Here is a 26,563-nt window from a genome sequence, read left to right as displayed (position 1 = left end):
TTTACTTTGGGAAATTTTATAAACTATTTCTTTTAGTTTTACAATCATATTTTTTATCAAAAACAAGCTTATTATTTTCCTTAACTACTAATTTTCCCTTAATATAAAAATACTCCAAATCGCTAGTTTGTGTTAAGATTATATCCGCCTCCATCATACAACCCTCGCGTCCTATTTGCATTGTTTGAGTAATGGTATATTCTGCACTTAATGGGTTTTCATTTTGAAGTTTTAATTCTCTTTTTAAATTATGCTTTACTAAAACATCAACCTCATCAAATCTATAAACACCTTCTCCAAAAACCCCGCCAACACCATCTGTAATACAAGTCCAAGTATCGTTTAAAATATCATAAGAAATGCTTCTATCTACCCTACCTTCTTCTAAAAGTGTTATTGGGGTTAAAGGAGCACTTTGTGCTTGCATATTGATTTTATCGCTATCTTGACCATTAAAACATGGTAAATTAAATTCACACTCATTTAAATCTAAAGTCAAGGTTGAAATTTTTGGCATAGGCCAAAACATAGGCCAAAAAGAATTTGCTAATGATAATCTTATCTTAGAACCCTTGGCAAATCTATATCCACAAGCATCAAGTTTGATTTGCTTTTGGATAAATTCATCTTTTTTTAAAGGTATAAATTGCTCTTTATTATCACTTAATGCAAGATTGATTACTCCATAACTTACTCTTTTTACAAAACCATCAGCTCTAACTTCACTAAGTTGAGCAAAAAGCATAGCTTTTTCTTGATCGCTTGCAATTTTTACATTTAACATAGGAAAGCCTAAGACATCTAAATCTTGTTCTAAAAAATCACTTTCAAAAACAACTGCCATCCCATCATCTAACCTTTGATCGCTAGGACTTTCTCCTAAAACACCAGCTCCCATCCACTCTCCTGATAAAAGCCCATGATTTAATGGAGTGTTAATTTTGATAAATTCACTTGATTTTTTACATGTTAATTTATGCGGATTTAAATAGTATCTTTTATAGCTAATATCATTTTTAAAATCATTTAAAGCAACAAAACGACCTTCTACTTTCTCTGTTTTTGAATTTGGCTTAGAGCTATTTTCAATATATGCTTGTATCATAGGAGCTTCAAGCACATCGTTTTCTTCATTTTTAAGCCATTTATCCCACCATTTAAGTGCTTCTTGTAAAAAACCCATTGCAGGCAAAGGTAAGCCATCATGAGGATAAACATGAGCCCAAGGACCAACGATAGCTTTTTTTGGAACTTTCAAACCATTCATTAGAGTAAAAACAGGATTAGTATAAGAATCAGCCCATCCATCTAATGCAAAAACAGGGACTTGTATATCATCATAATTTTCCCCAACAGATCCATGCTTCCAATAATCATCTTTTAAAGTATGCTCAAGCCATAATGTGGGCCATAAAGGCATATTCTCAAGCCTATTGAGCCATTTTTTTCTACCATTTGGATCAATTTTTGGATCAACAAAGCGTGATTGATATGCAAGCATGATATTACCCCACCAAAAATTATCATTAAGCAAACATCCGCCTTTATAATGAATATCCTCATTAAACCTATCATCAGTAAAACCTACTACTATAATTGCTTTTAAATTTTTAGGTCTTCTTGCTGCAACTTGTAAAGAATTAAAGCCACCCCAAGATTTACCCATCATACCAATATTCCCATCACACCATTCTTGCTTTGCAATCCACTCAATGACTTCTAAGGCATCATCTTGTTCTTGTTTTAAATATTCATCTTCTAATAAACCATCAGATTCCCCACTTCCTCTAATATCAACCCTAACAACCGCATAGCCATTACCACTAAAATATCCGTGCATAGGCTCATCTCTACCCCTTGTTCCATCATTTTTTCTATAAGGAATGTATTCTAATATAGCAGGAACTTTTTCTTTTACTTGAGGAAGCCAAATTCGTGATGAAAGCTTAGTGCCATCTTTTAAAACTATCCATTCATTTTCTATTACTCTAACCTTGTTTTTAAAGTTAAAAACAATTTCCTTCATTTCATCTCCTTTTTATTGTATTTTTTAATCCAAATCAAACAAAACATTACACCCAAAATAGCCATAACTATCATGATGGTAAAATATATATGAAAACCTTTTACACCTGGGTATCTATCTAATAAATCTCCAGCAAGTAATGGTGCAAAAACTTCAGGCAAATACCCAAAAGTAGATACAATACCTATAGCCATACCCGCTAAATGTATAGGAATTTTTCCCTCACTAAGTAAAGAATAATAAATTCCAAAATTAGAATACATAGCTATATAAATTATGACACAAGCAGAAGTTAAAACACTCATTTGTAAAAATCCATTTAATTTTGAACTAAGCATTAAAAAAACAACACCAATTCCCATTAAAATAAAGCCTATCATCATTATTTTAGCTTTTCCATATCCATCTGCTATAAATCCACCCACTACAGAAGAAACCGGACGAATATATTGAGCCAATACCGTTAAAATAGCTGCAAAAACAGCAGAAGTTCCTATAACATTGCTTGCATAAGGAGTAAAATAATAAAAACTCATGTTAAAAAAATATGTACAAAAAGTAATAGCAACCACAAGCCAAAGAGCAGAATTTTTCAAAAGAAAAACCAAGTCTTTGATTTTAATCTTCTCACTTTGCTCATTAATATCATCTTTCAAAAGAAAAAACAATAAAATAGCACTTACAATAGGAGCTATAGAATAAAACACAATAACCATTTCTATACCTTGTGCGGCTAAGGCTTTTGTTTGAAAATATCCAAAAATACTCGTAGCTATAGCCAAATGTGCAGCACCAACAACTCCTCTACCGCCTTCAAAAATTCCATAAGCCCTTGCTTGTTCTTTAGAATTTGCTAAGCTCCTTACTATTTTCATCAAAGAAGGCCAAAAAGTTAATAATGAGGTAATCCCCCAAATTCCATAAATAATCAAAAGTGCATTTAAAGAAGTAAAATATAAATGCAATAAACCACCAAGTCCTGTAGCAATTAAAGAAAAAATCAATAACTTTTTTGGTGCAAAACGATCTGCTAAATAACCTCCTAAAGCATAAGAAAACAAACCAAGCAATCCATAAGCACTACCTAAAAGCCCCATTTCAAAATTATTTAAATGATAAAGACTCATATAATCATCATAATAATACTTTCTAAAATAAGGCAAACCATAAATAATAGATCCGCAAAAGGATAATAACAATAATGTTAAAAAATTATTTTTTAAACTTTGTCCTGTATTTTGTCCCATCAAAAACTCCTTTTGCATACTATATATAATTTTTATATTTTTTTGCTTTTATATAAGTGATTTTATGCAAAAAATATTATAATAATATATTTTTTACACATTTTAATCTACTTTATTATAAAATTTTATTAATTTAATAATTTATAAGCATAAAAAATTTATTTACAAAATAAAAATAATTTCTGTTTTTTATTTTTTATTATTGTTTTTTTGATACATTTACATAAACTAAAAATTAAAAAAGGGAAATAATGAAAATTTTTGATATGGTAGTTATTGGTGCTGGCCCTGCAGGTATTGCAGCGGGAGTAGAAGCTAAAATAAAAAATAAAGAAGTTATTGTTTTAGAAAAAGCTGATGCGATTTGTCAAACCTTAGTAAAATTTTACAAAGAAGGTAAAAGAGTAGACAAAGCTTATAAAGGTTGTGATAGCACAAATCACGGGCATATAAATTTTGAAGATGGAACCAGAGAAAGCACAATAGAAACTTTCCAAAATGCCATTAAAGAGCACAATCTTGAAGTAAAGCTTTCTAGTGAAGTTGAAAGTGTTAAAAAAGATGGAGAAAATTTCATAGTTAGCACTGCAAATGAAAATTATATTTGTAAAAATGCAGTTATTGCTATAGGTAGAATGGGTAAGCCAAATAAACCAAGCTATACTTTACCTATAACTTTAACAAAAATCATCAATTTTAATGCAAATTCAGCAAGCCAAGGTGAAAAAATCTTAGTTGTAGGCGGTGGAAATTCAGCAGCAGAATACGCTATAGATTTAGCTAAAAATAACGATGTTACACTTTGCTATAGAAGAGAAACTTTCTCAAGATTAAATGATATTAATCTTGAAGATATTCAAAAAGCTTTTGAGCAAGGCAGTGTAAAAGCAAAACTCGGCATAGATATAACTGGTATTGAAGATGAAAATGGTAAAGCTAAAGTAAATTTCACTAACAATACAAGTGAAATTTATGATCGCATTATTTATGCTATTGGTGGTTCAACCCCACTTGATTTCTTACAAAAATGCTCTATAGAAGTTGATGAAAAAGGTGTGCCAAGCTTTGATGAAAATAAAGAAAGCAATGTAAAAGGATTATTCGTAGCAGGCGATATAGCGAGTAAAAACGGAGCTTCTATTGTAGTGGGTTTAAATGATTCATTTAAAATCTGCGATCATCTTTATAAATGCTAAAACTCTTTCAATATTCAAAAGGCTATCGTTATAATAATGATAGCCTTTTACTTTTTGACTTTTTATCTAAAAATAACTTAAAAGGAAATATCCTTGATATAGGATGTGGATGTGGAATTTTAGGACTTTTAGTAAAGCAAAAATTTCCAAATTCAAAAGTTTATCTACTAGATATTCAAGAGCAAAATATCAAACTAAGTTATAAAAATGCTAAAGAAAATAAACTTGAAATTCAAAGCATTTGCGAAGACTTTTTAAACTATAAAAGTGATATAAAATTTGATTTTTTGATCTCTAATCCTCCATTTTATAAAAAAAATACACAAAAAAGCCAAGATTTGCATTTATGTATATCAAGATATCAAGAATTTATGCCACTTGAGAAGATGTTTGCTAAAATAAATACTTTAATCAAGCCAAATGGTAGTTTTTTTATGTGCTATGAGGCAAGTTTTTTAGATGAAATTTGTGCTTATTTAAAGCAATTTAAATTAAAGCTAGTTTCTCTTCAATGCATTCACACCAATACACAAACTAATGCAAGGCTTGTTTTAATGCATATTAAAAAAAATAATAAAAGCCCTTGTGTGATAATGCCTACGCTTTTTATGTATGAAAATAATGTTTTAAATCCAAAAATTAGCGAAATTTATGAAAATACAGGAACTATAAGCTATGATATGTGAAAAAAACTTTGATTATTCTTTTGATGAAAATGCTTGTAAAATATGCGGTGGAAAATGCTGCACTGGAGAAAGTGGATATATCTATGCTAGCAAAGAAGAGCTAGAAGCTATTGCTGCTTTTTTAAATTTAAACTTTGAAGCCTTTAAAGAACAATACCTTATCAAAGTTGGATTTAAATATAGTTTTAAAGAAGTAAAGCATGAAAATGGCTATCGTTGTATTTTTTTTGATACAATGTATAAAAAATGTTTAATTTACAAGCATAGACCAAAACAATGTAAAACTTTTCCATTTTGGGAGTATTTTAAAACACACAAAGAGGAGTTGAAAGAAGAATGTATAGGGGTTTGCTTTCACTAATTATCGTTTTTATCCTAACAAACCTTGCTTTGGCTAAAAGCGAAGATAAAATCTTACAAGCACTCATTTATGAAGAACATGGACAGTTTCAAAAAGCATGTGATATTTATACAAATTTATTTCATGAAAATAATGAAAGTATCTATTTACAAAAAGCATTGCTTTTAGCTTTGGGTGCTAACTTAAAACAAAAAGATGAACTTTTAAAAGCCTCTAAAGAATTTTTAAATCATACAGCCATTGCAAGATTAAATGCTTTGCATTTTTTTGAAATAGGAGATTATAAACAAGCCGAAACTATACTTTATAAACTCATTAAAGAAGAGCAAGATTATAGAAACTATGAAATACTAGGTGATATTTTTGCTAAAAAAGCTTTATACACCAAAGCTTTAGAGCAATACAATCTTGCTTATAAGCTTTTTGAACATGAAAATTTATTACTTAAAATAGTTGAAATTAATATTAAAAATAAAAATATTGATCAAGCTAAAAAAGCTTTAGAAGAATTTGTAAAAAATTCACAATGCACTCTTAAAACATGCACCCTACTTTTAAAAATTTATCAAGAGCAAAAAAACAATAAGGCAAGCATTCAAACCCTTGAAAAACTATATAAACTCAACAATGATATTAAATATATATATGCTATAATAGAATTACTAGTGCAAGAAAAAAATTATAAACAAGCTCTAAATTTAGTCCAACAATACAACATAGATCCTGATACTAAAATTTTCTTATATACACAAACAAAAAATTATAAAAAAGCTTATGAAATAGCTTTAAAACATTATGAACTTAGCAAAGATAAAAAATACCTTTCTATGGCAGGGGTTTTAGAATTTGAAATTTATATGGATTCTAAAAGTAAAAAAATCACGGATCCAAAAATTCTAGCTTCTATTATGAAAAAATTTGAACAAAGTGTAGATGTGCGTAGCGATGCTTTATATCAAAACTACTATGGCTATGTCTTAATCGAATATGATATTGATATTGCAAAAGGCATAGAATTAGTAGGCTGGGCACTTGAACAAGAACCACAAAATCTTTACTACCTAGACTCTTTAGCTTGGGGCTATTATAAACTTAAAAATTGCAAAAAAGCTTATGAAATTTTACAAAAAACATTCCACGATAAAGAATTTGCAAATTCCCAAGAAAGCAAAGATCACTTAAAGGCCATTGAAAAATGTTTAAAACAATAGATTTAAAAGATCATTTTTCAAAAACACAAAAAATTCTAGAAAATAAAAAAGAAATTTTTCCTTATGATATGCTAGGCAGAAGCCTAGCTTCTAATGCTTTTTATCCTAAAGATATTTACACACTTTTGCTTGAAAGAAAACTTTCGCATTTTTTATACTCCAAAGATTTAAATTTTAATCATGAAAATTTTGATGCTATCGTTTTACCAACAAGTCCTTTGCTTAATCAAGACATACAAAATTTAAGTCTTTTTAGACGCTATCATGAAAAACCCATTGTGCAATTTGACTTTATTTTTGATGAATATCAAATTTTAGAAAGCTTAGTATATGGGGCTGATGCGTTTATTGTATTTCCTAAAATGCTAAAAACTATGCAACTAAAAAAACTTTATAATTTTGCAATACATCTTGGCTTAGAAGCCATTTTTTATATTGAAAGCAAAAGCGATCTTAATAATGCTATTTTAGCAGGAGCTAGAATTTTTTTATTAGAAGATGAAAAGCTATTACCTTTGATACCAAAAAATAAAGCTCTTATAAGTAAAAATATCAAAAATCTGCATGCTTGCATAAAGGAGAGTTGATGGAGTATTTATACGCACCTTGGAGGGATGTTTATTTTAATAATAAAGATAAAAATTTTTGCCCTTTTTGTCATTGTAAGTATGAACTCAATGAAGATGAAAAACTTGGGGTAATTTTTAGAGCTAAAGAATGTTTTGGCATTATGAATAAATACCCTTATAGTCCGGGTCATTTCATGATTATCCCTTATGATCATTTAGAAAATATAGAAGATTTAAATAATGATACATGGCTAGAAATTAGCCATTTTGTGCGTATTGGAGTTAAAATTTTAAAAGAAAACTTTCATGCTAAGGGTGTTAATATAGGTATGAATTTAGGCAGTGCAGCAGGAGCTGGCATAGCGCCGCATTGTCATTATCATTTAATCCCAAGATGGCAAGGGGATACAAATTTTATCACTACCATAGGACAAACTAGAGTTTGTGGGAGTGATTTGGAAAAAGTTTATACCACCTTATGCAAAGCTTTTAAAGATTATGTATAAAGAAGTTGATTTTGAAAATTTTTTAAAATTTAATTTTGATCTTTTAATTGATGTAAGAAGTCCCAAAGAATACAAACTTGCTCATATAAAATCTGCGCAAAATTACTACGCACTAAATGATAATGAATTTGAAGAAATAGGCACACTTTATAAGAAAAATAAAGGCTTAGCTAAAGCAAAAGGCGCAAGTTATATTTGTAAAAATATGAGTGAACATATTAATAAACTTTATCAAAATTATAAAATAGGTTCTTTGGTGGGAATTTATTGCGCAAGAGGCGGTAAAAGATCAAAAGCTATTGCTTTAATCTTAGCTGAACTTGGTTATAGGGTTGTAAGATTAGAAGGTGGATATAAAGCTTATAGAAGTTATGTGAGTGAGTTTTTTACTAAAGATTTAAATATTGAGTTTTTATGTCTTTGTGGTAATACAGCAAGTGGCAAAAGTGATTTAATCCAAATTTTAGATAATGCTTTAGATTTAGAAAAACTAGCCAACCATCAAGGATCAAGTTTTGGTAAAATTTATGGAGAACAACCAAGCCAAAAAGCCTTTGAAGATAAGTTGTTTTATTTTTTAAAAGATTATACTCACAAAACTTGTTTTATAGAAGCTGAAAGCAGACAAATTGGAAATTTAACTATCCCGCTAAATTTATATAATAGTATGCAAAAAGCTAAGAAAATTTGGTGCGAGTGTGATATAAATTTACGCATTCAAAGAGCTTTAAAAAACTATACTCCAATGGATAAAAAAGTGTTTTATCAATGTGTTGAGAAAATCTCACCCTATATCAGTAAAGACTTCAAGATAAAACTTTGTAAAAATTATGAAGAGGATAATTTAGAACTTTGTGTAAAAATGCTTTTTGAATATTATGATAAAGTATATAAAAAACCTGCAAAAATTGATTATTTTATAAATAGCTCTAATTTAAATGAAGCTAAAAAATATCTTATGAGTTTAAACTCATAAGATTATATTTACAAAAATTACAAAAATAATACTTGAAAGAATTCCAGCAACTGGTAAAGTAATAACCCAAGCTAAGCCAATAGGTTTCATCATACCCCATTTAGCATCTTTATTAAACACCCCTATACCTAAAATAGCACCAATTAAAATATGGGTTGAGCTAACTGGAATTCCAAGTTGAGTTGCTAAAAGTATAACAATACTTGCACCAAGTTCAGCACTAAAGCCTGTTGTTGGCTTAATTTCTGCTAGTTTTGAACCAACAGTTTGAATAACTTCTTTACCTAAAAACCAAAGTCCAATAACCAAAGCTATACCAAACATAAGCATTACAGCAAATGGCACTGGCGAACTTGGATTAATGGTGTTGTTTTTAAGCACATCTAAAATCGCAGCAAATGGCCCAAGAGCATTAGCTATATCATTAGCTCCATGCGAAAAAGCAAAACTAGAAGCAGTAAAAATTTGAAACCACGAAAAAATCTTTTCTATAGTTTTATTTACTTCAGTTTTTTTCATCAATCTTACAACAGCCAAAGTAACTATATAAGCAAAAATAGAAATAATAGAAACTATCCATAAATTCTGCACCATATCTAAAGTAGAAACTTTATTTAAACCTTTAAATAAAAACATTGACGCTATTATTAAAGCAGCTATCCCTGCAACCAAAGGAACATGGAATTTCATTTTAGAAAAAACATCTATATTTTTTTCTTTTTCTTTTAATTCTTTAATTTTTAACTTATATTCACTTCTTTTTTCATCATCATCTAAAACAATGGCACTTAATTCTTTAATTTGCTCTTCTTGACTTTTGTTTTTTAAATTGATAAAAAAATTTTCTTTAAACTCTTTTTTTTCTTTTTTAATTTCTTTTATTTGCATATTAATCAAAGCCGAAGGTTGAAGTATTTTTTTATAAATATAAGCATAAATTAAATACGCCACAAGTCCACCAAGTAAAGGAGAAATAACCCAACTCATAGCTATTTTATAAATACCATTCCAATTTACCATAGAAAAAGCTTGGTCTTGATCAAAAAATACAAACCCCATAGCTATACTTGAACCTACAATACCACCTATAATGCTATGAGTAGTAGAAACTGGAAGTCCTTTTTTTGTTGCTATAAATAACCAAATACCTGAACTTAGCAAAGCTGAAAGCATAACACATACAAACACCATAGGATCAACACTATCTGGTAAAACCACTATACCACTTCTTATAGTATTAGTTACTTCCCCACCTGCAAACACAGCCCCACTTAATTCAAATACTGCTGCAATAATTAAAGCTTGCTTGATAGTAACTGTCTTAGCTCCCACGCTAGTGCCAAATGAATTTGCAACATCATTACCGCCAACATTAAAGGCCATAAAAATTCCAAATACACTAGCAAGAATAAATAATATCATGGAATTATTAGGAATGTAATTATAACCCCAAACAAAAAAACACAAAACGCTTACAATAAAAATAAAAAATGCAATGGTATTGTCTTTACTCAAGCATTCTCCTTAAGAAATTATTTTAAGAATATTTTAGTAACTTTTACTTATTTTTTTCTTTGATTTGTAAAAATTGTAAAGCAGATTTTACTGCTTGCATATAACTTTGTAAGTTTATTTTTTCATTTTTATAAGCCCTATCATAAGCTGTTCCATGATCAACACTAGTTCGAATTATGGGTAAATTTAAACTCGCATTAATACTTTTATCAAAATACAAAGCTTTTAAAGGTGCTAAAGCTAAATCATGATACATACTGACTAAATACTTGCATTTACTTAATGCAAAAGGAGTAAAAGCACTATCGGCCACTAAAGGCTCACTTAAAAAAATATTTTCCTTATAAGAAAACTCTTTTTCTTTTTGACTTAAAAAATATTCATTTTCTAAATTTTGTAAATTTAATGCATGATCTTTTAAAAATACATTTGCCATTCTTATGGCCTTTTTTATTTCTTGCTCTTCCTCTCCACCTATTACGCCATTATCGCTTGCATGAGGATTAAAACCCAAAACTCCAATTTTTTCAAATAAAGTGCATTGATAAAAATTAATTAAAAATTGCGCAAGCTCAAAAGCCTTAATTTCTTTATAAACATCTCTTAAAGGCATATGTTCAGTATATAAAGCCACAAAAAGCTCATCACACCCTAACATCATAATAGCATCTTGTTTGAAAAAATCTCTTAGTGCTTCAGTATGACCTTTATAGCTCACTCCTGCCATTTGCCAAGTTTTTTTATTAATCGGTAAAGTTACTAAAGCATCTAAAAATAAATGTGTGCAATAACTAGCTCCTTCAAAACTTAAAAAAGAATAAGCTCCACTTTTAGCGTCTAAATTTGCAGGATTTAACTCAAAATCAAAATCAATAATTTTACTAGCTTGATATGAAAACTCATAAATTAAAAAATTTTCTTTTTCTTCTTTAAAGGCAAAATGTGGTTTTAAAGCATTAGAAATTTCAACTAAATTGATTTTAGATTTAGGATTTATTTTTAAAAGTTTATTTGCTTTTTGAAATAATTCATAATGCACAAAATAATATGGCTCACAAATTTTTACTAGCTCATCATGACAAGCTAATAAAATTTGCATACCTATACCATTTAAATCTCCTATACTAATAGCAATTTTTTTCATCTTTTAATCAAAGCTTTCATTTGCAATATAGCTTTTTCTAAGCCTACAAAAACCGATCTTGCTACTATGCTTTGACCTATATTTAACTCTTCTATTTCTAAAATATCCACAATATTTTTTACATTTTTATAATTAAGCCCATGACCAGCTGCCACTCTTAAATTTAAACCCTTAGCCAAACTCGCACTTTGTTTTAATCTTTGGAGTTCATTTTCTAAAAGCTTTTTGAGTTCATTTTTACTTAAAATTAATTCAGGCAATGCATAGGAAGTTTGATTGATATTGGTATATAATGCATTATAAATATTAGCATACAATCCTGTATGAAGCTCTATAAAATCAGCATTTAAAGAAGATGATTTATTAATATCTTCTAAATTTGGATCAATAAATAAAGAAACTTCAATTTGCTCTTGTTTTAAAGCATTAATGGCTTCTTGTAGTTTTTTATTGTCTAAATTTAAACCACCTTCTGTTGTAAGCTCTTGTCTTTTTTCAGGTACTAAAGTAACGCGCGAGGGTTTGTATTTTAAAGCATATTCTATCATATCAATAGAGCATTCTAAATTCACTACACACTTGCAATATTTTAAGATATTTTCTAAATCAAACTCATTAGCATGACGACGATCTTCTCTTACATGGATAGTGATTTGATCAGCTAAATTTGCACTCAAAATAGCAGCTTCAAGTAAATCAGGATCATTTACTTTTCTAGCTTCTCTTAAAACTGCTATATGATCGATATTAACCCCTAAAAGCATAAGTTTTCCTTATAAGTTTTTTGCTATTATACTTTAAATTTTTTAAGGAGAGCTAGTGCTAGGTATTGATATGGGTTCAAATACATTAAGAGCTGTTTTGATGGATGAGAATTTTAATAAATTAAAAAGCGAAGAATTTATCATAGGAGCAGCTAAAAATATGCAAAATGACACCATTAGTGATGAAGCTATAGAAAAAATTTTTAGCGCTTTGAAAATCTTAAAAGAAAAAAATTATAACTTAAGTCAAGCTAAAGCAGTCGCCACAGCTGCTTTTAGAAAAGCAAAAAATACTAAGCTTATTTTTGAAAAAATTCAAAAAGAATTTAAACTTGATATAAAATTAATCGATGCAAAAACAGAAGCAAAACTAAGCGTTTTAGGTATGCAAGAGCGTCTTAAAGCTCTTAAACTTTTTAGAAAAGACTTAAGTTATTGTGATTTGGGCGGTGCTTCTTGTGAAATTTCAAATGATAAATTTAGCAAAAGTTATGATTTTGGAATCATTAGTTTTTATGAAAGAATGCATTTTAAAGCCATAAAACCAAGTGTTTATGTAAGATTTTTTAAAAAATATCCACAAAATCTTGTGCGTATTAAAGATGAAAAATTAAAAATTCATCTAAGCCCCTACCCTGCGCATTTAAAGCAACTTGCCTTAAAAGCTTTTAATCTTAGTAAAGATATAAAATTAAAAGGAAATTTTTTCATACTAAATTCAGGAGTACCTACCACACTTTGTGCTTATAAACAAAACATAAAATACAAAGACTACCTAGAAGAAAGTGTAAATGGTAAAATACTCAAACGCAAAGATTTTTTTGATTTTGCATTAAAAATTTGGAATTTAGAACAAGAAAAAGCTAAAATTTATCTTGGAGAAAATAGAAAAAAATACCTCATAGCAGGCTCAATGATACTTTTTGCTTTATTTAATAAGCAAAAGCTCATTGTGATTGATGATGGTGTTAGAGAAGGTGTGTGTATAGCACATTTTAAAAATATCAAATTTTAAAGGAGAAAAAATGAGTTTAAAAGATCAAATTTTAGAAGATATCAAAGAAGCTATGCGTAATAAAGATGATTTTAAAAGAAACACTTTAAGAACGCTTAATGCTAGCTTTAAACAAATAGAAGTTGATGAGAGAATCACACTTAATGATGAAAGAATATATAAAATCATTGCGAGTGAGATTAAAAAACGAAATGAAGCCGCACTTGCTTTTAGCAAAGGTTCTAGAGAAGATTTAGCACAAAAGGAACTCCAAGAAGTAGCTATTTTAAGTGCTTATTTACCAAAACAACTTAGCGATGAGGAATTAGAAAGTGAGCTAAAAAAACTTATAGAAAAACTACAAATTAGCTCTTTAAAAGAACAAGGTATTTTGATGAAAGAAGCTAAAACAGCTTTTGGTGCAAGCGTTGATGGTAAAAGACTTAATGAAACGGTAAGAAAGCTTTTAGCATGAAAAAAGTTTTAACACTTTGCGCCTTAGCTTTAAGCTCTTTTGCTTATACTCAATATGAATTACATCCTAGCTTTAAAGCTTATTTTAAAGACTGCTCTTTATTGATGGATAAATATTATTATATTAATTGTTATGATTATAATTATAAAGGTACTAAGGCAATTGCTTATAAACTAGAAGCTAAAATTTTAAATCAAGGACACATCAAAAAACGCCCAAAATTTAAAGATGATACTAATATTCCTAAAAAGTATAGAACTTATTGGGAGGATTATCTAAGAAGTGGTTATACAAGAGGGCATGTCGTGCCAAATCAATCCATGAATGCAACCTCACAAGCCCAACTTAGCACTTTTTTAATGAGCAATATCACTCCGCAAAAAAAAGATATTAATGCAGAAATTTGGAATGAAATCGAACAAAGAGAAAGATATTTAGCAAAGAAAAATAAAGAATTGGAAGTCTTAAATTTAGTACTTTATGATGATAAGCCAAAACGCATTAAAAACAACATAGCCATTCCTAGTTTTTATATCAAAATTCTTAAGGCTAAAAATTTCACTGAATGTTATAAAGTGCCAAATAATGATAATTTTGCAAGATTTGATAGAAATTATTTTAAGGAAGATTGTAAAAAATATATTGATTAAACTAGAAGCAACAAGGCTTCTAGTTTAGTTTTTACTCAACTTCAGCATCGATTACATCATCGTCTTTTTTCTTTTGAGCGTTTGGTTCTTCTTTTTTATACATATTTTCTGCTAATTTATGAGAAACTTCACTTAAAGCTTTCATTTTACCTTCGATTTCTTCTTTAGAAGCATTAGCATTTTTCAATGTCTCTTTTAACTCATCTAAGGCTTTTTGAATATTTGCTTTATCATCATCGCTTACTTTATCTCCAAGCTCACTTAAAGATTTTTCTACTTGATGTACTAAGCTATCAGCAGCATTTCTAGCTTCTACTGCCTCCTTGCGTTTTCTATCTTCTTCTTTGTGAAGCTCTGCATCTTTTACCATGTTGTTGATTTCTTCTTCACTTAGTCCGCTTGAACCTGTGATTTTAATCTCTTGAGCCTTACCTGTAGCTTTATCTTTTGCACTAACTGTTAAAATACCATTTGCATCAATATCAAAAGTTACTTCAATTTGTGGCATACCGCGAGGTGCTGGTGGAATTCCTTCAAGATTGAAATTTCCTAAAGATTTATTATCACGGCTAAATTCTCTCTCACCTTGTAAAACATTGATAGTAACTGCGCTTTGATTATCTTCAGCAGTTGAGAAAACTTGCTCTTTTTTAGTTGGTATAGTTGTACCTTTTTCGATGATTTTAGTCATCACACCACCTAAAGTTTCAATACCTAAAGAAAGCGGAGTAACATCAAGCAATAATACATCTTTAACATCACCTTTAATAACCGCACCTTGAATCGCCGCTCCAATTGCAACAACTTCATCAGGATTTACTGATTTATTAAGCTCTTTTCCAAAGGCTTTTTTAACTTCTTCTTGCACTAGTGGAACACGGGTAGAACCACCCACCATAACGATTTCTTTTACTTCACTTTTATCAAGCCCTGCATCTTTTACTACTTCATTAATTTTACTAATAGTTTCAGCAACTAAACCATCAATCATACTTTCAAATTTAGCTCTTGTTAGAGTTTTAGTTAAGTGTTTTGGACCACTTGCATCAGCTGTGATAAATGGTAAATTAATATTAGTTTCATTAGCTGAACTCAATTCTTTTTTAGCATTTTCAGCTGCTTCTTTTAATCTTTGTAAAGCCATTACATCGTTTTTAAGATCAATACCTGTTTCATCTTTAAACTCATTTGCTAAAAAATCGATTAATTTATTATCAAAATCATCACCGCCTAAAAATGCATTACCGCCTGTTGCTAAAACTTCTACAACATTATCACCTGTTTCAAGCACAGTAACATCAAATGTACCACCGCCTAAATCATAAACTACAATTTTTTCACTTTCTTTTTTATCAAGTCCGTAAGCCAAAGCTGCTGCAGTTGGTTCGTTGATAATTCTTAATACATTCAATCCTGCAATTTGTCCTGCTTCTTTTGTAGCTTTTCTTTGTGCATCATTAAAATACGCTGGAACAGTAATAACCGCATCTTCTACTTTCTCGCCCAAGAAAGCTTCTGCATCTTCTTTTAATTTCATTAAAACTTTTGCTGAAATTTCTTGTGGAGTATAAATTTTACCTGCTATTTCAATCGCACAAGCCCCATTTCTCTCTGTGATATGATAAGGTAAGCGATTTTTAGCTTCTTTTGCTGCTTCTTCGTTGATCATCAAACCCATAATTCTTTTTATAGAATAAATAGTTTTTTCAGGATTAGTCACAGCTTGACGCTTAGCGCTATCTCCAACTAAAACTTCTCCCTTATCTGTAAAAGCAACTACTGAAGGAGTAGTGTTTTTACCTTCTTTATTTGGGATAACTTTACTCTCGCCTCTTTCATATACACTCACACAAGAATTTGTTGTACCTAAATCTATACCTATAACTTTTGCCATTTTTTATCCTTTTTATTAAATTTTATTTTGCAACACTAACTTTTGCTGATCTAATTACTCTATCATTCATCATATAGCCCTTTTGTAAAAGTTGGACAATATGATTACTTTCATGATCGGCGCTTTCAACATGAAACATCGCTTCATGTAAATTTGGATCAAACTCACCATTTGCTTCTATTGCTTTAACCATATGTTTTTCAAGTTTTTTCAAAAGCAAGTCTAAAGTGTTTTGAACCCCTTCTTTTATTTTCAAACTTAATTCATCATTAGCTTCTACATTAATAGCCGCCTCTAATGCATCAACTACATCAAGCAAATCTTTAGCAAAACTTTCATTTGCATAAATTGTTGCTGAAATTTTTTCTTTTTCCATTCTTTTTTTGATATTTTCAAATTCAGCATTTGCTCTTAAATAAGTATCTTTTAACTCATTATACTCTGCTTGAAGTTTTTCTAATTCATTGTTTTGATTTTCTGAATTTTCCACTACTTCTTCTTGCATTTGCTCATTTTGCTTTTCTTCGCTCACGCAGCCTCCTTTATAATATTTAACATTGTTTTAAAATCAGAATACACACTACCAGCAAAAACCACATTAGATTCTTTGCCTAAAAATGTACTCTTAAGCTTTAATCCCATAAAACCCTCTTCAAATAAAGGATCAAATTGCAATTTATCGTTAAAATAAAATCCAATTTGAGGAGATAAAAGCTTAGCAAATTCATCATTTTGATAAATTTGATAAGCTTTACTCTCATTATATCTATAATAAACCATAGCTTCTTTTAGCATAGTTATTTTTTCCAATAACTCTTTAAACTCAACTCTAAAAGCTAAATTTTCAATACTTTTTAAATCAAGTCCTATAAGTCTTTGTAAGAAAACCAGACTATCTTGGCTAAATCTTAAAACCAACTCATTTTGTCCAAAATCAAGTATGATAAATTTATCATTAACCTTGGTAATATCTTGTAAAATAAGCTCATCGCCACCATAAACTAAGGTATAAATTTCAAACTTATCAAGCAAAAACTCTAATAATGCAAGATCGTTAATCACAATCTCATCTTCGCAAAGTTGCTCATACCAATAAGCCTTCATAGCACTAAAAGTTGGTATGCGACCACTGCTAATATGAAGTTGCGTTAATACACCCTCATCGCTTAATTTTTTAAAATAAACTCTTATAGTAGAAGCAGGTATGCTAACTTTATGATTTAACTCATTAGAACCCACAGGGTTATTACCCTCTAGATAGGTTTCAATGATAGTTTTTAAAATTAAATCTTTTTTACTATAAGACTTCACTATAAAACCTTAAATTTTTTATTTTAGCACTCAATGTTTTTAAGTGACAAAATAATTATACAACTTTAGTATAATAATGTCAAGTTATTTTTAAATAAAAATATTTAAAATTATTTAGTCTATATAACTAAAGTTTATTTAGCCATTTATATATAATATATAAAAACTTATTTTTCAGTTTTTTTAAAAGAAAAGATAATATAATTGCGTCTAGCAATATTTTTTAAAAGGTTTATAATAATGAAAAATCTTACTTTAAGAGAAAAGCAAGATCTTGAAGCTTATGTGTTTTCCAATATAGAAAGAAAAAAAATGGCTTTAAGTAGAATTTTAAAGTTATATTATTTAAGATTTTTTAGACTAGTTTTTTAATTTATATTTTCTCATACCCTCTTTTGTGAAAGATAAGTCTTTAAAATCAGGGGATGAGATTAACTCCATACAAGTTTTATCCAAATTTTCCATTCCACTTACTTGCATACTAGCTTGCAAATTTTCATCTAAATATAAATCAAAAATTACACAAGCTTGATTATTGACCTTGTAGAGAATTTTTCCACCTTTTTTCTCATCTAGTTCATACGCTTGTAATTTATCATTTTTATTCATTCTCTTAATTTCATTTGCAAAAGATTGATGCAAGGTATAATAAATCATAAAATCGCGCATAATATTTTTAATATCAGCAATTTCTTTTTTTAGTTTTGATAAATCTTTAGTGTATAAACTTATAAATTGCGTATTTAAGTATTCATTTAGACTTTTTTCGTTTAAATTTTCACACAATGGATAAATTTTAACCACAAAAGCCTTATCTTTAGCAAGTACTATATCTACACAAGCTTGTTTGTTTTGTTTGTATTCTAAAAATAAAGCTTGACTAGAGCTTAAATTTAGCGTGTTTTGTTTATTATAAGCAAAATCACTTAAATCTTCATAGATATTTGCATAAGAAAAAATTCCTATAAAAAGCAATAATAAATTTTTCATTCAAATAAATCTTTATGATGAATTTTTAAGTACTCTACTACTTCTAAGATCTCATCAACTCCTTCTTTTTGAGTATTTTGACAAACCTCATCAATACAATCAATATAAAGTCCAATTGCTTTTTCTAATTTTGCTCTTTTTACCCCGGCAAACAAAAGCATTGCCTCTAAAACTATGCTTAATTCATATTGTAAATTTTCTATTTCTTCTTTGAGATCATGATTTGTTTTCATTATTTTCCTTTAATTCTTTGCTTTTAATCAAATCTACAAATTGTGCTTTTATAAAATCATAATTAGAGCTATCTTTATACGCAGCAAACAATCCACCGCTAGCATTTTTATGCCCTCCCCCATTGACCAAACTTTTAGCCATCAAACTCACATCGATTTTATTATTTGCTCTAAAACTTAAGGTTTTTCTCGAACTAAGATCAACAAAAAAATCAAAATCAGGATTTTGCATTAAAAAATCATTTCCAATTACGGAAGTATTGCCTATATTTGAAGTTAATAAACCTTTACTTCCTTTATAAAATATACTAAATTTTTCTTTATTTACACTTAGTCTTTCTACTATAAATTTAGAAATTAAATTGCTTAAAGTATCATCATTTTCTTTTTTAAAAAAAGATTTTTTTAAGCCATGTAAATCATCATCTAAATTAATATGAGCATTTTTTTGATGAATGTATTTTCTACAAACATCAAAAAGATAAAAAAGATATTTGATATTTTCTTGTGCAAACATTACTCTATTGATTTCTTTTGCTCCAGAAACCATACCAAGTAGTACTTTTCCAAGTTCAAAATTCTCATCTTCACTCAACCAAATATCTACTGCATTTACCACATCTACAAATTCTGACAAAGCCTTATTTTCACCATAACATTTACTAAAAAAATCATAAACAATCTTAGTAGCACATCTTTTATCATCTAAAAAATACCAAGGATATTTTTGCATACATTCTAAGCCACTTTGATGATGATCTAAAAGTAAAAGTTTGATTTTTTTGCCTTCTATGGCTTTTTGAAAATCTTCACATTGACTTAATGTTAAATTTAAATCCGTGATTAAAATCACAAATTCTTCATTAGGATTTTGCTTTAAATCTTCTTCTATATTTTTAAAAATCACATTAAAATTTTCATTAATCTCTTTACCATAATTAGAATTATAAAAATAACAATTCTTAAAATAAAAATCTAGCACATACTGACAAGCATAACCATCTAAATCCGTATGTGAAAGATGATAAATTTTCATATTTTTCCTTTATAAATTATCAACTTTTATAATACCTTCTGTTTCAAATTTAGTATTTTCTGCAATCTCAGCAAAACTTAAGACCGTAATATTAATACCAAAATTAGAACAAATATCAGCGATAAATTTTCTAAGTTGCGGCTCAACACAAAGCAAGAAAGGTTTAATTCTTGTATTTGCCACACTTGCAAGTTCAGCTTTTAAAGCTTCTACCAAAGCACCAGTTTGAGCTACATTTATCATTAAATGATACGAACCATCTTTAAACTGCACATGCTCCATTAATTTTGCAGCTGCAGCTGCATCAAAAATATAAAAGCTAATTTGCCCTTTTTCATCCACATATAAATTTGTAATCGCTCTTGCTAAAGAAGCCCTTACATGCTCAATAATCATATCCAAACTCTTGCTTACTTCAGCTATATCACTAATTGATTCTAAAATTGTAAGCATATCTTTAATAGGAATATGCTCTTTAAGTAAAGCTTTTAAAACTTTTTGAATTAAACCTATGCTAGCAACCCTTAAACAATCATCTACCACGATAGGATAATCATTTTTGATTTTATCTAATAAATTTTGCACTTCTTGTTTAGTTAAAAGCTCTGAAGCATTAGCTTTTATAAGCTCACTCATATGGGTTGAAATCACACTTGCTGGATCAATTACAATATAACCATTTAGCGTTGCCTCATCTTTTAAGGATGATTCTATCCACAAAGCATCAGAATTAAAAGCAGGTTCTTTAGTAGCTATACCTTCGATAGGTTCAGTGATAAAACCACTATCCATAGCTAGATATTTATCAGGATAAATTTCAGCACTAGCTATACCTACACCTTTGAGTTTAAAAGTATATTCATTTGGTTTTAATTGCAAATTATCTCTAATTCTAATTTTTGGCATTAAAAAGCCTAAACTTTGAGCTATATTGCGTCTTGTTGATCTAATACGCTCTGTTAATTCACTTTCTGCTAACTTAATAAGTCCATAGCCTAATTCTAATTCTAAAATTTCTAATTTTAAAATATCTGTGATTTTATTTTCTTCTTCTCTTAAAATTTCTTCTTCGCTGCGTTTTTGAGGTTTAGCTTGCTCTTGCTCATCAGCTTCTTGAGATTTTTTAGCTGAAATTGCGTTAATTTGAATTTTACCCTCTTGCACTTGCTTTATCATATAACCAAGACCCAAAAATACCAAAGCCATAAAGCCCAAAGAAAAATGCGGTAAACCAGGTACTAAAGCAAAAATAAATAAAACAAAACCTACAATTAGTAGTGTTTTATATTCTCCCAAAAGCTGATTAATAGAACCTTCAGCAAAATTATCCTCATCTTTACTAGCACGCGTGATAATGATAGCAGTTGCTGTTGAAGTTATAAGTCCAGGAATTTGAGAAACAAGTCCATCACCTATTGTTAATATAGTATAAGTTGAGGCACATTCTCCAAGCTCCATATCATGCTGAAAATAACCTATCATAAAACCACCAATTAAATTTACAATAGTAATGATAATCCCAGCAACAGCGTCCCCTTTTATAAATTTAGAAGAACCATCCATCGCTCCATAAAAATTTGCCTCAGCTATGATTTCTTGACGTCTTGCACGTGCAGTTTTTTCATCAATCAAACCTGCATTTAAATCCGCATCAATAGCCATTTGCTTACCTGGCATTGCATCAAGAGTAAATCTTGCTTGAACTTCAGAAACCCTTGTGCTACCTTTGGTTACAACCATAAAATTAATTAAAACTAAAATACAAAAAACAACCATACCTATAACATAATTTCCACCAACAACAAATTCACCAAAACTTGCCACTATATCACTAACAGCAGCTGGACCTTGATGACCCTCGCTTAAAATCATACGCGTTGTAGCTATGTTAAGTGAAAGTCTAAAAAGCGTAATAATTAAAATCATAGTTGGAAAAGTTGTTAAATCTGTAGGTTTTGGTATATATAAAGAAATTAAAATAATTAAAACTGAAATTGCTATACTTAAAGCAAGAAAAAAATCTAAAACTATACTTGGTAAAGGTACTATAATAATAGCTAAAATTGCAATAATTACAGCTACTATAGTTAGACTCTTTGCCTTTAAAATAGGTGCAACAAGTGGAGCAATCCAAGGCAATACTAAGCTAAAAATATCCCTTTTAGCCATTATTTTGAATAATATCCTCTAGAGTAATAGAAACTAAAAAATCATCTATCTTATTTTGAAGCTTCACCAACACAGGCATAATTTTACAATTTTCTTCTTTTTGCGAAGGACAAATTCCATTACTACACTCAAATACATTGATAGATTTTTTCTCTACACTATTAATAATTTCTTTTAAAGTGTATTCACTTGGCTTTTTAACAAGCATAAATCCACCTTTAGCACCCTTATAAGATTTCAAAAGTGCGTCTTTAGCAAGTGCTTGTAAAATTTTCGCCAAAAAACTTTTTGGTATATCTAAAACACTTGACATGGTATCTACATCTTGTGGTTCTTGGGATTTTGCTATATGAATTAAAGACAATAAAGCATATTCGCTAGCTTTGGTAAATAACACTTTTTTCCTTTCATTGAAATATTAATAAACAATATCTATTTTTAACTTTAAATAAAAATTTTAATTATATCAAAAATATGTGTTGTTAAATATTAAATTTCTTATTTTTCAAATTTCAGCATTTTTTTTGTTTTTTTAGTTATAATTGCACTTTTTATTTTAAATACCGCTCAGGAGGTCTATTATGGCTTTAGATTCGGCTAAAAAAGCAGAAATAGTTGCAAAATTTGCTAGAAAAGAAGGAGATACGGGTTCTCCAGAAGTTCAAATCGCACTTTTAAGTGCAAGAATTTCAGATTTAACAGAACATTTAAAAATCTACAAAAAAGATTTTTCTTCTCGTTTAGGTCTTTTAAAGCTTGTTGGTCAAAGAAAAAGACTTTTATCTTATCTAAAAAGAAAAGATTATCAAGCTTATTCTAAATTAATCAGCGAATTAAATTTAAGAGATAAATAAGCCTAGTGCTTATTTATCTTTAATATATTTTATTTTAGTTATTTACCACTTCTTTAATTTAAGTTTTCAAAATTTCAATATTTTATTCACAAGAGTTTCACGATGTGATTTTAGCTTCTAAGTATCTAAAAATAGCACTTTAAGTTTTATGAGTAAAAATATTTTTCACATTTAATTTTATTGATTTTTAATGTTTTTTCACTTTTGCTATAAAAAACCCATCTGCATAATTATCTGGTAAAACTCTTTTGGCAAATGACAAGTCAAAATCATCACTTTTCGCATTAATGAAATTAACATTTAATAAATCAAAATCTAGTAATTCTAATTTAAAATTTTCATTTCTTAACGCATTTTCTAAAACAGCTTCATTTTCTTCTCTTAAAAATGTACAAGTACTATACACCAATTCCCCACCATGTTTTAAGGCTAGTAATGCTGAATGTAAAAGTTTTTTTTGTAAATTTGCTATTTTCTTAATTTCTTTTGTGTTTTTTTGTATTTCAAAACCCATTTTTGCAAAAGTTGAACAAGGCGCATCAAGCAAAATTTTATCAAATTTCAAAGGACAAGCTTTACCTATAGTGCGTGCGTCTTTTAAGAAGCATTTTGCAATTTTAACTTGATAATTTTCCATAGTTGTTTTTAAGGTAAAAAAGCGTGTTTTAGATAATTCACAACTTGCTAAATAACCTTCATTTTGCATAAAATTGGCCAAATTTAAACTTTTTCCACCAGGAGCTGCACACATATCTAATACACTCTCACCAGCTTTAACGCCCAAAGTTTTAGCACATAAATACGAAGAATAATTTTGTATATAAAACTTACCCTCATTAAAAGCATTCATTGAGCTTAATTTGCTTTTAAAAATACTAGGTATTTTATAACAATACAAATCAATTTTTTCAAATTTTATATTTTTTTCATTTAGAATTTCTTCTAGTTTTTCATTGTCAATAAGCAAAGAATTTCTAAAAATATTGACATATTTTTCTTGATTAAAACTTTGAAGGATTTGTTCTTTTTGCTCTTTTGTATAAATTTCATCTAAAGCTGTATTTAAATCAAGCAAGGCCATAAAAATCCTTTAAAAATAAATATGCAGCTAAAGAATCAAGTTTGCCATCTTTTTTCTTTAAATTCACTACACCAAGCTCTTGTGCGTTTTTAGAGCTAAAACTCTCATCAACAAAAAAAACTTCTTTATCAAAATCAAGTAAAGATATGAAATGCTCTATTCTTTTTCGCATTTCATCTTCACTAGATCCGCCCAAAGGAATTCCTACCACCAAAGTATTTACATCATAGTCTTTAATGTATTTTTTTACCTCATTTGCTGCTTGATTGCGGTTTTTTCTAATGATAGCTTCAAGCGGCATGGCCATGCTTTTATTAATACACAAAGCAACACCAATACGCTTTAAACCTATATCTAACGCTAAAGTATTCATATGTAAGCTCTTATTTTCACTCCAGAAATTTCCACCAGACCCTCAAGCTCATATTCATAAACTCTATCACCAAATTTTTTCAAAACTTTTTCTAAATCATTTTCATGCTTTAAAAAGCTTAACAAATCATCCTCGCTTTGCTCTTGATAAAGCTCTCCAAACATTTTTGCAAATTCCTCAAAATTATGAATTAAATTTGCTTTTTTTGTGGCTAAAAGTAAATTTGTTCCTTCACTTTCATCTTTCCTATGAGGTAATACATATATAGGTTTATTCATACTCAAAGCAAGCCTTGCACTTTGCATAGAACCACTTTTTAAATCAGCTTGAGCTATTATAACAACCTCACTTAAAGCAATAATAAGCCTGTTTCTTAATAAAAAATCATATGGCTTTGCTTTATATTTTGCTTCATTTTCACTTAAAGCTAATGCATTTTCATAAATATTTAAAATTTCATTTGTATTAGCTTTTGGATAAATCTCATCAAGTCCATTAGCAAATATGGCTATAGTTTGAGGATAAGCTATTTTAGCTGCTTGGATATCCACACCCAAAGCCCCACCACTTACTACACAAACCTTAGTCTTTTTTAACAAAGATACTAACTCAATGAGACAATTTTTAGTATAAACGCTCATTTTTCTAGAACCTATAATAGCTGCTTTTCTAGCATTTAAAAGTTCTAAATTGCCTTTATAATAAATCTTTGAAGGTGGATTTAAAAGATTTTTAAAATCTTCAATATTCTCAATAAATTTCATTTAAATATACAAGTTCAACTGAATTTAACAAATCTTTACTTTGCACCAAAGCTTTAAAAGTCTTTTCTCTTGGATGACCAATAGCTATAGCAAAACCTTTCTTTCTTGCCTCTTCTACTGCTTGTTTGAGTTGATTTTTAATATATGCTATATCATCTTCATTATCCAAAAAAACATCTCTAGCTATATAAGGCTGATTAAATTGACTTACTAATTTTTTAGCTTTAGAATTTCCTATGGTTCTTGAATCTACAAAAATAAAATCATTTTGTTTAAAAGCATTAAATAATTTTTCCATAGCCTGCTTATTTGCAGTAAATAAACTTCCTGTATGGTTGTTAATAAATTTTACTTTTGGAAATTGTTCTTTTACAAAAGCAATGCGCTTGCTTATTTTTTCCATATCATCACTAGGGTGTAAAGTGTTTAATTCTGCCTTGTCATATTTTATAGCAGCAAGAGGCAAATGCACCATAAAAAAGTCAAAATCCTTTGCAAACTCAGCTGTATAAGGATGGCGTTTATCAGGTGGAAAAAAAGATGGGATTAATTTTAAATTTGTTTTTTTAAGCATATCTACATGAGTGTGACTTGCCATATCATCTATGATAATTGCTAGACGAGGCTTGGTATTTTTTTGTACTAGAATTTGAGTTTTATTATCCTCGCTTTTATCTGATATATTTTGCTCTACATTTTTTGATTCTTTGCTTGTATTTTGATCTATTACTTCTAAAATTGAAGTTTGATTATCTTCTTTAGTTTGATTTAACTCTGTATTTACAGGGTTTAAATTTAAAATTTCACTAATATTTTTATCTAAAAATTCTAAATTTTCATTTTCTAAAGTCAAATTTATATCATTAAAACTAAAATTATTTTCTTGTTCTATTATAGGTAATGGTTCTTTTTTGTTTATTGTTTGATTGTAATCTAAACCTTTATTTTCTTCTTTTTTTAAAAACAAAGCTCCAAATGCAAAAAGAAAAATTCCAATTACAACAAGACAAAGCGCTAAAAGCACTTTGTATTTTTTATTTATAGTTTTCAAATTAGTTTTTATCTTTATCAACTAATTTTTTAGCACTAATCCAAGGCATCATAGCGCGAAGTTCGCGTCCTGTTTTTTCTATCAAAGAATCATTCATTAATTTACGCTCTACATGCATTCTTGCAAAATTCGCTCTTCTTTCTAAGATAAAATCTTTGGCAAAACTTCCATTTTGTATATCTTTTAAAACACCTTTCATAGCTTCTTTAGTTTCTTTGGTAATAATCTTAGGTCCTGTGATATAATCTCCATATTCAGCAGTATTAGAAACAGAATATCTCATATCAGCAATACCACCTTGATAAATCAAATCTACAATTAATTTCATTTCATGCAAACACTCAAAATACGCCATTTCAGGTTCATACCCTGCTTCAACTAAGGTTTCAAAACCAGCTTGGATTAAAGCACTAAGTCCTCCACAAAGCACCGCTTGTTCGCCAAATAAATCTGTTTCAGTTTCAGCTTTAAAAGTCGTTTCTATAAT

The 26,563-nt window shown here is 28.9% G+C and carries 29 protein-coding genes and 1 pseudogene; 12 read left to right on the top strand and 18 right to left on the bottom strand.

The window, feature by feature from the left end; genetic code table 11:
- Positions 1-16 precede the first annotated feature (16 nt).
- A complete protein-coding gene (locus L8U04_RS02780) occupies positions 17-2,026 on the bottom strand; it encodes a CocE/NonD family hydrolase (protein ID WP_263664429.1) in 2,010 nt (669 codons plus the stop codon).
- A complete protein-coding gene (locus tag L8U04_RS02775; RefSeq protein ID WP_263709350.1) occupies positions 2,023-3,273 on the bottom strand; it encodes an MFS transporter in 1,251 nt (416 codons plus the stop codon). Before L8U04_RS02775 ends, L8U04_RS02780 begins: the two co-directional genes overlap by 4 nt.
- 251 nt (positions 3,274-3,524) lie before the next feature.
- Here L8U04_RS02775 and L8U04_RS02770 point away from each other — a divergent pair, with 251 nt between their 5' ends.
- Genes L8U04_RS02770 through mnmH form a run of 7 tightly spaced genes read left to right on the top strand, consistent with a single transcriptional unit; the run spans position 3,525 to position 8,778 of the window.
- A complete protein-coding gene (locus L8U04_RS02770; RefSeq protein WP_263673113.1) occupies positions 3,525-4,469 on the top strand; it encodes an NAD(P)-binding domain-containing protein in 945 nt (314 codons plus the stop codon).
- Entirely contained in the window at positions 4,463-5,155 is a 693-nt protein-coding gene (locus L8U04_RS02765) for a tRNA1(Val) (adenine(37)-N6)-methyltransferase (protein WP_263659105.1), read from the top strand. Before L8U04_RS02770 ends, L8U04_RS02765 begins: the two co-directional genes overlap by 7 nt.
- Complete coding sequence (locus L8U04_RS02760) at positions 5,145-5,516, top strand: YkgJ family cysteine cluster protein (RefSeq protein WP_263659104.1); 372 nt, start codon at positions 5,145-5,147, stop codon at positions 5,514-5,516. The genes L8U04_RS02765 and L8U04_RS02760 overlap by 11 nt, the downstream gene beginning before the upstream one ends.
- On the top strand, positions 5,492-6,727 hold the full coding sequence (locus tag L8U04_RS02755) for a tetratricopeptide repeat protein (protein WP_263709349.1): 1,236 nt from the start codon (positions 5,492-5,494) through the stop codon (positions 6,725-6,727). The genes L8U04_RS02760 and L8U04_RS02755 overlap by 25 nt, the downstream gene beginning before the upstream one ends.
- Positions 6,712-7,314, top strand: a complete 603-nt coding sequence (locus L8U04_RS02750; protein WP_133318809.1) for an indole-3-glycerol-phosphate synthase TrpC — start codon at positions 6,712-6,714, stop codon at positions 7,312-7,314. Before L8U04_RS02755 ends, L8U04_RS02750 begins: the two co-directional genes overlap by 16 nt.
- Positions 7,314-7,802 carry an HIT family protein gene (locus L8U04_RS02745; RefSeq protein ID WP_220567120.1) on the top strand — a complete coding sequence of 163 codons (489 nt, stop codon included), beginning with the start codon at positions 7,314-7,316 and terminating at the stop codon, positions 7,800-7,802. The genes L8U04_RS02750 and L8U04_RS02745 overlap by 1 nt, the downstream gene beginning before the upstream one ends.
- Positions 7,795-8,778 carry a tRNA 2-selenouridine(34) synthase MnmH gene (mnmH, locus tag L8U04_RS02740; protein ID WP_263709412.1) on the top strand — a complete coding sequence of 328 codons (984 nt, stop codon included), beginning with the start codon at positions 7,795-7,797 and terminating at the stop codon, positions 8,776-8,778. The genes L8U04_RS02745 and mnmH overlap by 8 nt, the downstream gene beginning before the upstream one ends.
- Here the strand turns inward: mnmH and L8U04_RS02735 are convergent.
- From L8U04_RS02735 to L8U04_RS02725, 3 genes are read right to left on the bottom strand one after another with little or no spacing between them, the layout of a single operon-like run.
- A complete protein-coding gene (locus L8U04_RS02735) occupies positions 8,773-10,293 on the bottom strand; it encodes an inorganic phosphate transporter (RefSeq protein ID WP_133318806.1) in 1,521 nt (506 codons plus the stop codon). The two genes, mnmH and L8U04_RS02735, sit on opposite strands and share 6 nt — an antisense overlap.
- A 43-nt stretch (positions 10,294-10,336) precedes the next feature.
- Complete coding sequence (pdxA, locus tag L8U04_RS02730) at positions 10,337-11,437, bottom strand: 4-hydroxythreonine-4-phosphate dehydrogenase (protein ID WP_263709348.1); 1,101 nt, start codon at positions 11,435-11,437, stop codon at positions 10,337-10,339.
- The gene (locus L8U04_RS02725) at positions 11,434-12,201 is read right to left on the bottom strand and encodes a pyridoxine 5'-phosphate synthase (protein WP_263709347.1); all 768 of its coding nucleotides are present in this window, start codon (positions 12,199-12,201) and stop codon (positions 11,434-11,436) included. The genes pdxA and L8U04_RS02725 overlap by 4 nt, the downstream gene beginning before the upstream one ends.
- Before the next feature lie 55 nt (positions 12,202-12,256).
- Here L8U04_RS02725 and L8U04_RS02720 point away from each other — a divergent pair, with 55 nt between their 5' ends.
- From L8U04_RS02720 to L8U04_RS02710, 3 genes are read left to right on the top strand one after another with little or no spacing between them, the layout of a single operon-like run.
- A complete protein-coding gene (locus tag L8U04_RS02720) occupies positions 12,257-13,216 on the top strand; it encodes a Ppx/GppA family phosphatase (RefSeq protein WP_263659100.1) in 960 nt (319 codons plus the stop codon).
- A 10-nt stretch (positions 13,217-13,226) separates the two neighbouring features.
- On the top strand, positions 13,227-13,670 hold the full coding sequence (locus tag L8U04_RS02715; RefSeq protein ID WP_263659099.1) for a GatB/YqeY domain-containing protein: 444 nt from the start codon (positions 13,227-13,229) through the stop codon (positions 13,668-13,670).
- Positions 13,667-14,320 carry a DNA/RNA non-specific endonuclease gene (locus L8U04_RS02710; RefSeq protein ID WP_263659098.1) on the top strand — a complete coding sequence of 218 codons (654 nt, stop codon included), beginning with the start codon at positions 13,667-13,669 and terminating at the stop codon, positions 14,318-14,320. Before L8U04_RS02715 ends, L8U04_RS02710 begins: the two co-directional genes overlap by 4 nt.
- 31 nt (positions 14,321-14,351) lie before the next feature.
- Here the strand turns inward: L8U04_RS02710 and dnaK are convergent, their stop codons facing one another.
- The 3 genes from dnaK to L8U04_RS02695 are packed head-to-tail and all read right to left on the bottom strand — an operon-like array spanning position 14,352 to position 17,525.
- Entirely contained in the window at positions 14,352-16,214 is a 1,863-nt protein-coding gene (gene dnaK / locus L8U04_RS02705) for a molecular chaperone DnaK (RefSeq protein WP_263659097.1), read from the bottom strand.
- 22 nt (positions 16,215-16,236) lie between these two features.
- Positions 16,237-16,746, bottom strand: coding sequence for a nucleotide exchange factor GrpE (gene grpE / locus L8U04_RS02700; protein WP_263659096.1), 510 nt, complete (start codon positions 16,744-16,746; stop codon positions 16,237-16,239).
- Positions 16,743-17,525 (bottom strand): HrcA family transcriptional regulator, encoded by a 783-nt coding sequence (locus L8U04_RS02695; RefSeq protein ID WP_258107533.1) that lies wholly within the window; start codon positions 17,523-17,525, stop codon positions 16,743-16,745. Before L8U04_RS02695 ends, grpE begins: the two co-directional genes overlap by 4 nt.
- A gap of 240 nt (positions 17,526-17,765) precedes the next feature.
- On the opposite strand from L8U04_RS02695, the gene L8U04_RS02690 reads away from it, so the two are divergent.
- The gene (locus L8U04_RS02690; RefSeq protein ID WP_256374638.1) at positions 17,766-17,897 is read left to right on the top strand and encodes a hypothetical protein; all 132 of its coding nucleotides are present in this window, start codon (positions 17,766-17,768) and stop codon (positions 17,895-17,897) included.
- Here L8U04_RS02690 and L8U04_RS02685 read toward each other — a convergent pair.
- From L8U04_RS02685 to L8U04_RS02665, 5 genes are read right to left on the bottom strand one after another with little or no spacing between them, the layout of a single operon-like run.
- The gene (locus L8U04_RS02685) at positions 17,886-18,515 is read right to left on the bottom strand and encodes a hypothetical protein (RefSeq protein ID WP_263659095.1); all 630 of its coding nucleotides are present in this window, start codon (positions 18,513-18,515) and stop codon (positions 17,886-17,888) included. The genes L8U04_RS02690 and L8U04_RS02685 overlap by 12 nt on opposite strands.
- On the bottom strand, positions 18,512-18,748 hold the full coding sequence (locus L8U04_RS02680) for a hypothetical protein (protein ID WP_220567236.1): 237 nt from the start codon (positions 18,746-18,748) through the stop codon (positions 18,512-18,514). Before L8U04_RS02680 ends, L8U04_RS02685 begins: the two co-directional genes overlap by 4 nt.
- Positions 18,732-19,784: a DHH family phosphoesterase gene (locus L8U04_RS02675; protein ID WP_263709345.1), complete on the bottom strand. Its 1,053-nt coding sequence runs from the start codon at positions 19,782-19,784 to the stop codon at positions 18,732-18,734. Before L8U04_RS02675 ends, L8U04_RS02680 begins: the two co-directional genes overlap by 17 nt.
- A gap of 9 nt (positions 19,785-19,793) precedes the next feature.
- Positions 19,794-21,953: a flagellar biosynthesis protein FlhA gene (flhA, locus tag L8U04_RS02670; protein ID WP_258107537.1), complete on the bottom strand. Its 2,160-nt coding sequence runs from the start codon at positions 21,951-21,953 to the stop codon at positions 19,794-19,796.
- Positions 21,946-22,350 carry an Rrf2 family transcriptional regulator gene (locus L8U04_RS02665; protein WP_220567238.1) on the bottom strand — a complete coding sequence of 135 codons (405 nt, stop codon included), beginning with the start codon at positions 22,348-22,350 and terminating at the stop codon, positions 21,946-21,948. The genes flhA and L8U04_RS02665 overlap by 8 nt, the downstream gene beginning before the upstream one ends.
- A 184-nt stretch (positions 22,351-22,534) precedes the next feature.
- Between L8U04_RS02665 and rpsO the strand changes: the two genes are divergently transcribed.
- Positions 22,535-22,807 (top strand): 30S ribosomal protein S15, encoded by a 273-nt coding sequence (gene rpsO / locus L8U04_RS02660; protein WP_012661650.1) that lies wholly within the window; start codon positions 22,535-22,537, stop codon positions 22,805-22,807.
- A 187-nt stretch (positions 22,808-22,994) separates the two neighbouring features.
- Here the strand turns inward: rpsO and L8U04_RS02655 are convergent, their stop codons facing one another.
- From L8U04_RS02655 to L8U04_RS02635, 5 genes and pseudogenes are all read right to left on the bottom strand, one after another.
- Entirely contained in the window at positions 22,995-23,888 is an 894-nt protein-coding gene (locus L8U04_RS02655) for an RsmB/NOP family class I SAM-dependent RNA methyltransferase (RefSeq protein ID WP_263709344.1), read from the bottom strand.
- Positions 23,875-24,261, bottom strand: coding sequence for a Holliday junction resolvase RuvX (gene ruvX / locus L8U04_RS02650; RefSeq protein WP_220567240.1), 387 nt, complete (start codon positions 24,259-24,261; stop codon positions 23,875-23,877). The genes L8U04_RS02655 and ruvX overlap by 14 nt, the downstream gene beginning before the upstream one ends.
- The gene (locus L8U04_RS02645; RefSeq protein WP_263709343.1) at positions 24,258-25,025 is read right to left on the bottom strand and encodes a DNA-protecting protein DprA; all 768 of its coding nucleotides are present in this window, start codon (positions 25,023-25,025) and stop codon (positions 24,258-24,260) included. The genes ruvX and L8U04_RS02645 overlap by 4 nt, the downstream gene beginning before the upstream one ends.
- Positions 25,012-26,049, bottom strand: a complete 1,038-nt coding sequence (locus tag L8U04_RS02640) for a divergent polysaccharide deacetylase family protein (RefSeq protein WP_412175291.1) — start codon at positions 26,047-26,049, stop codon at positions 25,012-25,014. The genes L8U04_RS02645 and L8U04_RS02640 overlap by 14 nt, the downstream gene beginning before the upstream one ends.
- A 28-nt stretch (positions 26,050-26,077) precedes the next feature.
- Positions 26,078-26,563, bottom strand: a pseudogene (locus tag L8U04_RS02635) (ketol-acid reductoisomerase); the annotation flags it as partial.

The sequence above is a fragment of the Campylobacter sp. IFREMER_LSEM_CL908 genome, assembly GCF_025771545.1.
In the GTDB taxonomy this organism is placed as follows: Bacteria; Campylobacterota; Campylobacteria; order Campylobacterales; family Campylobacteraceae; genus Campylobacter_D; species Campylobacter_D lari_D.
This window is presented reverse-complemented; position numbering and strand designations above follow the sequence as displayed.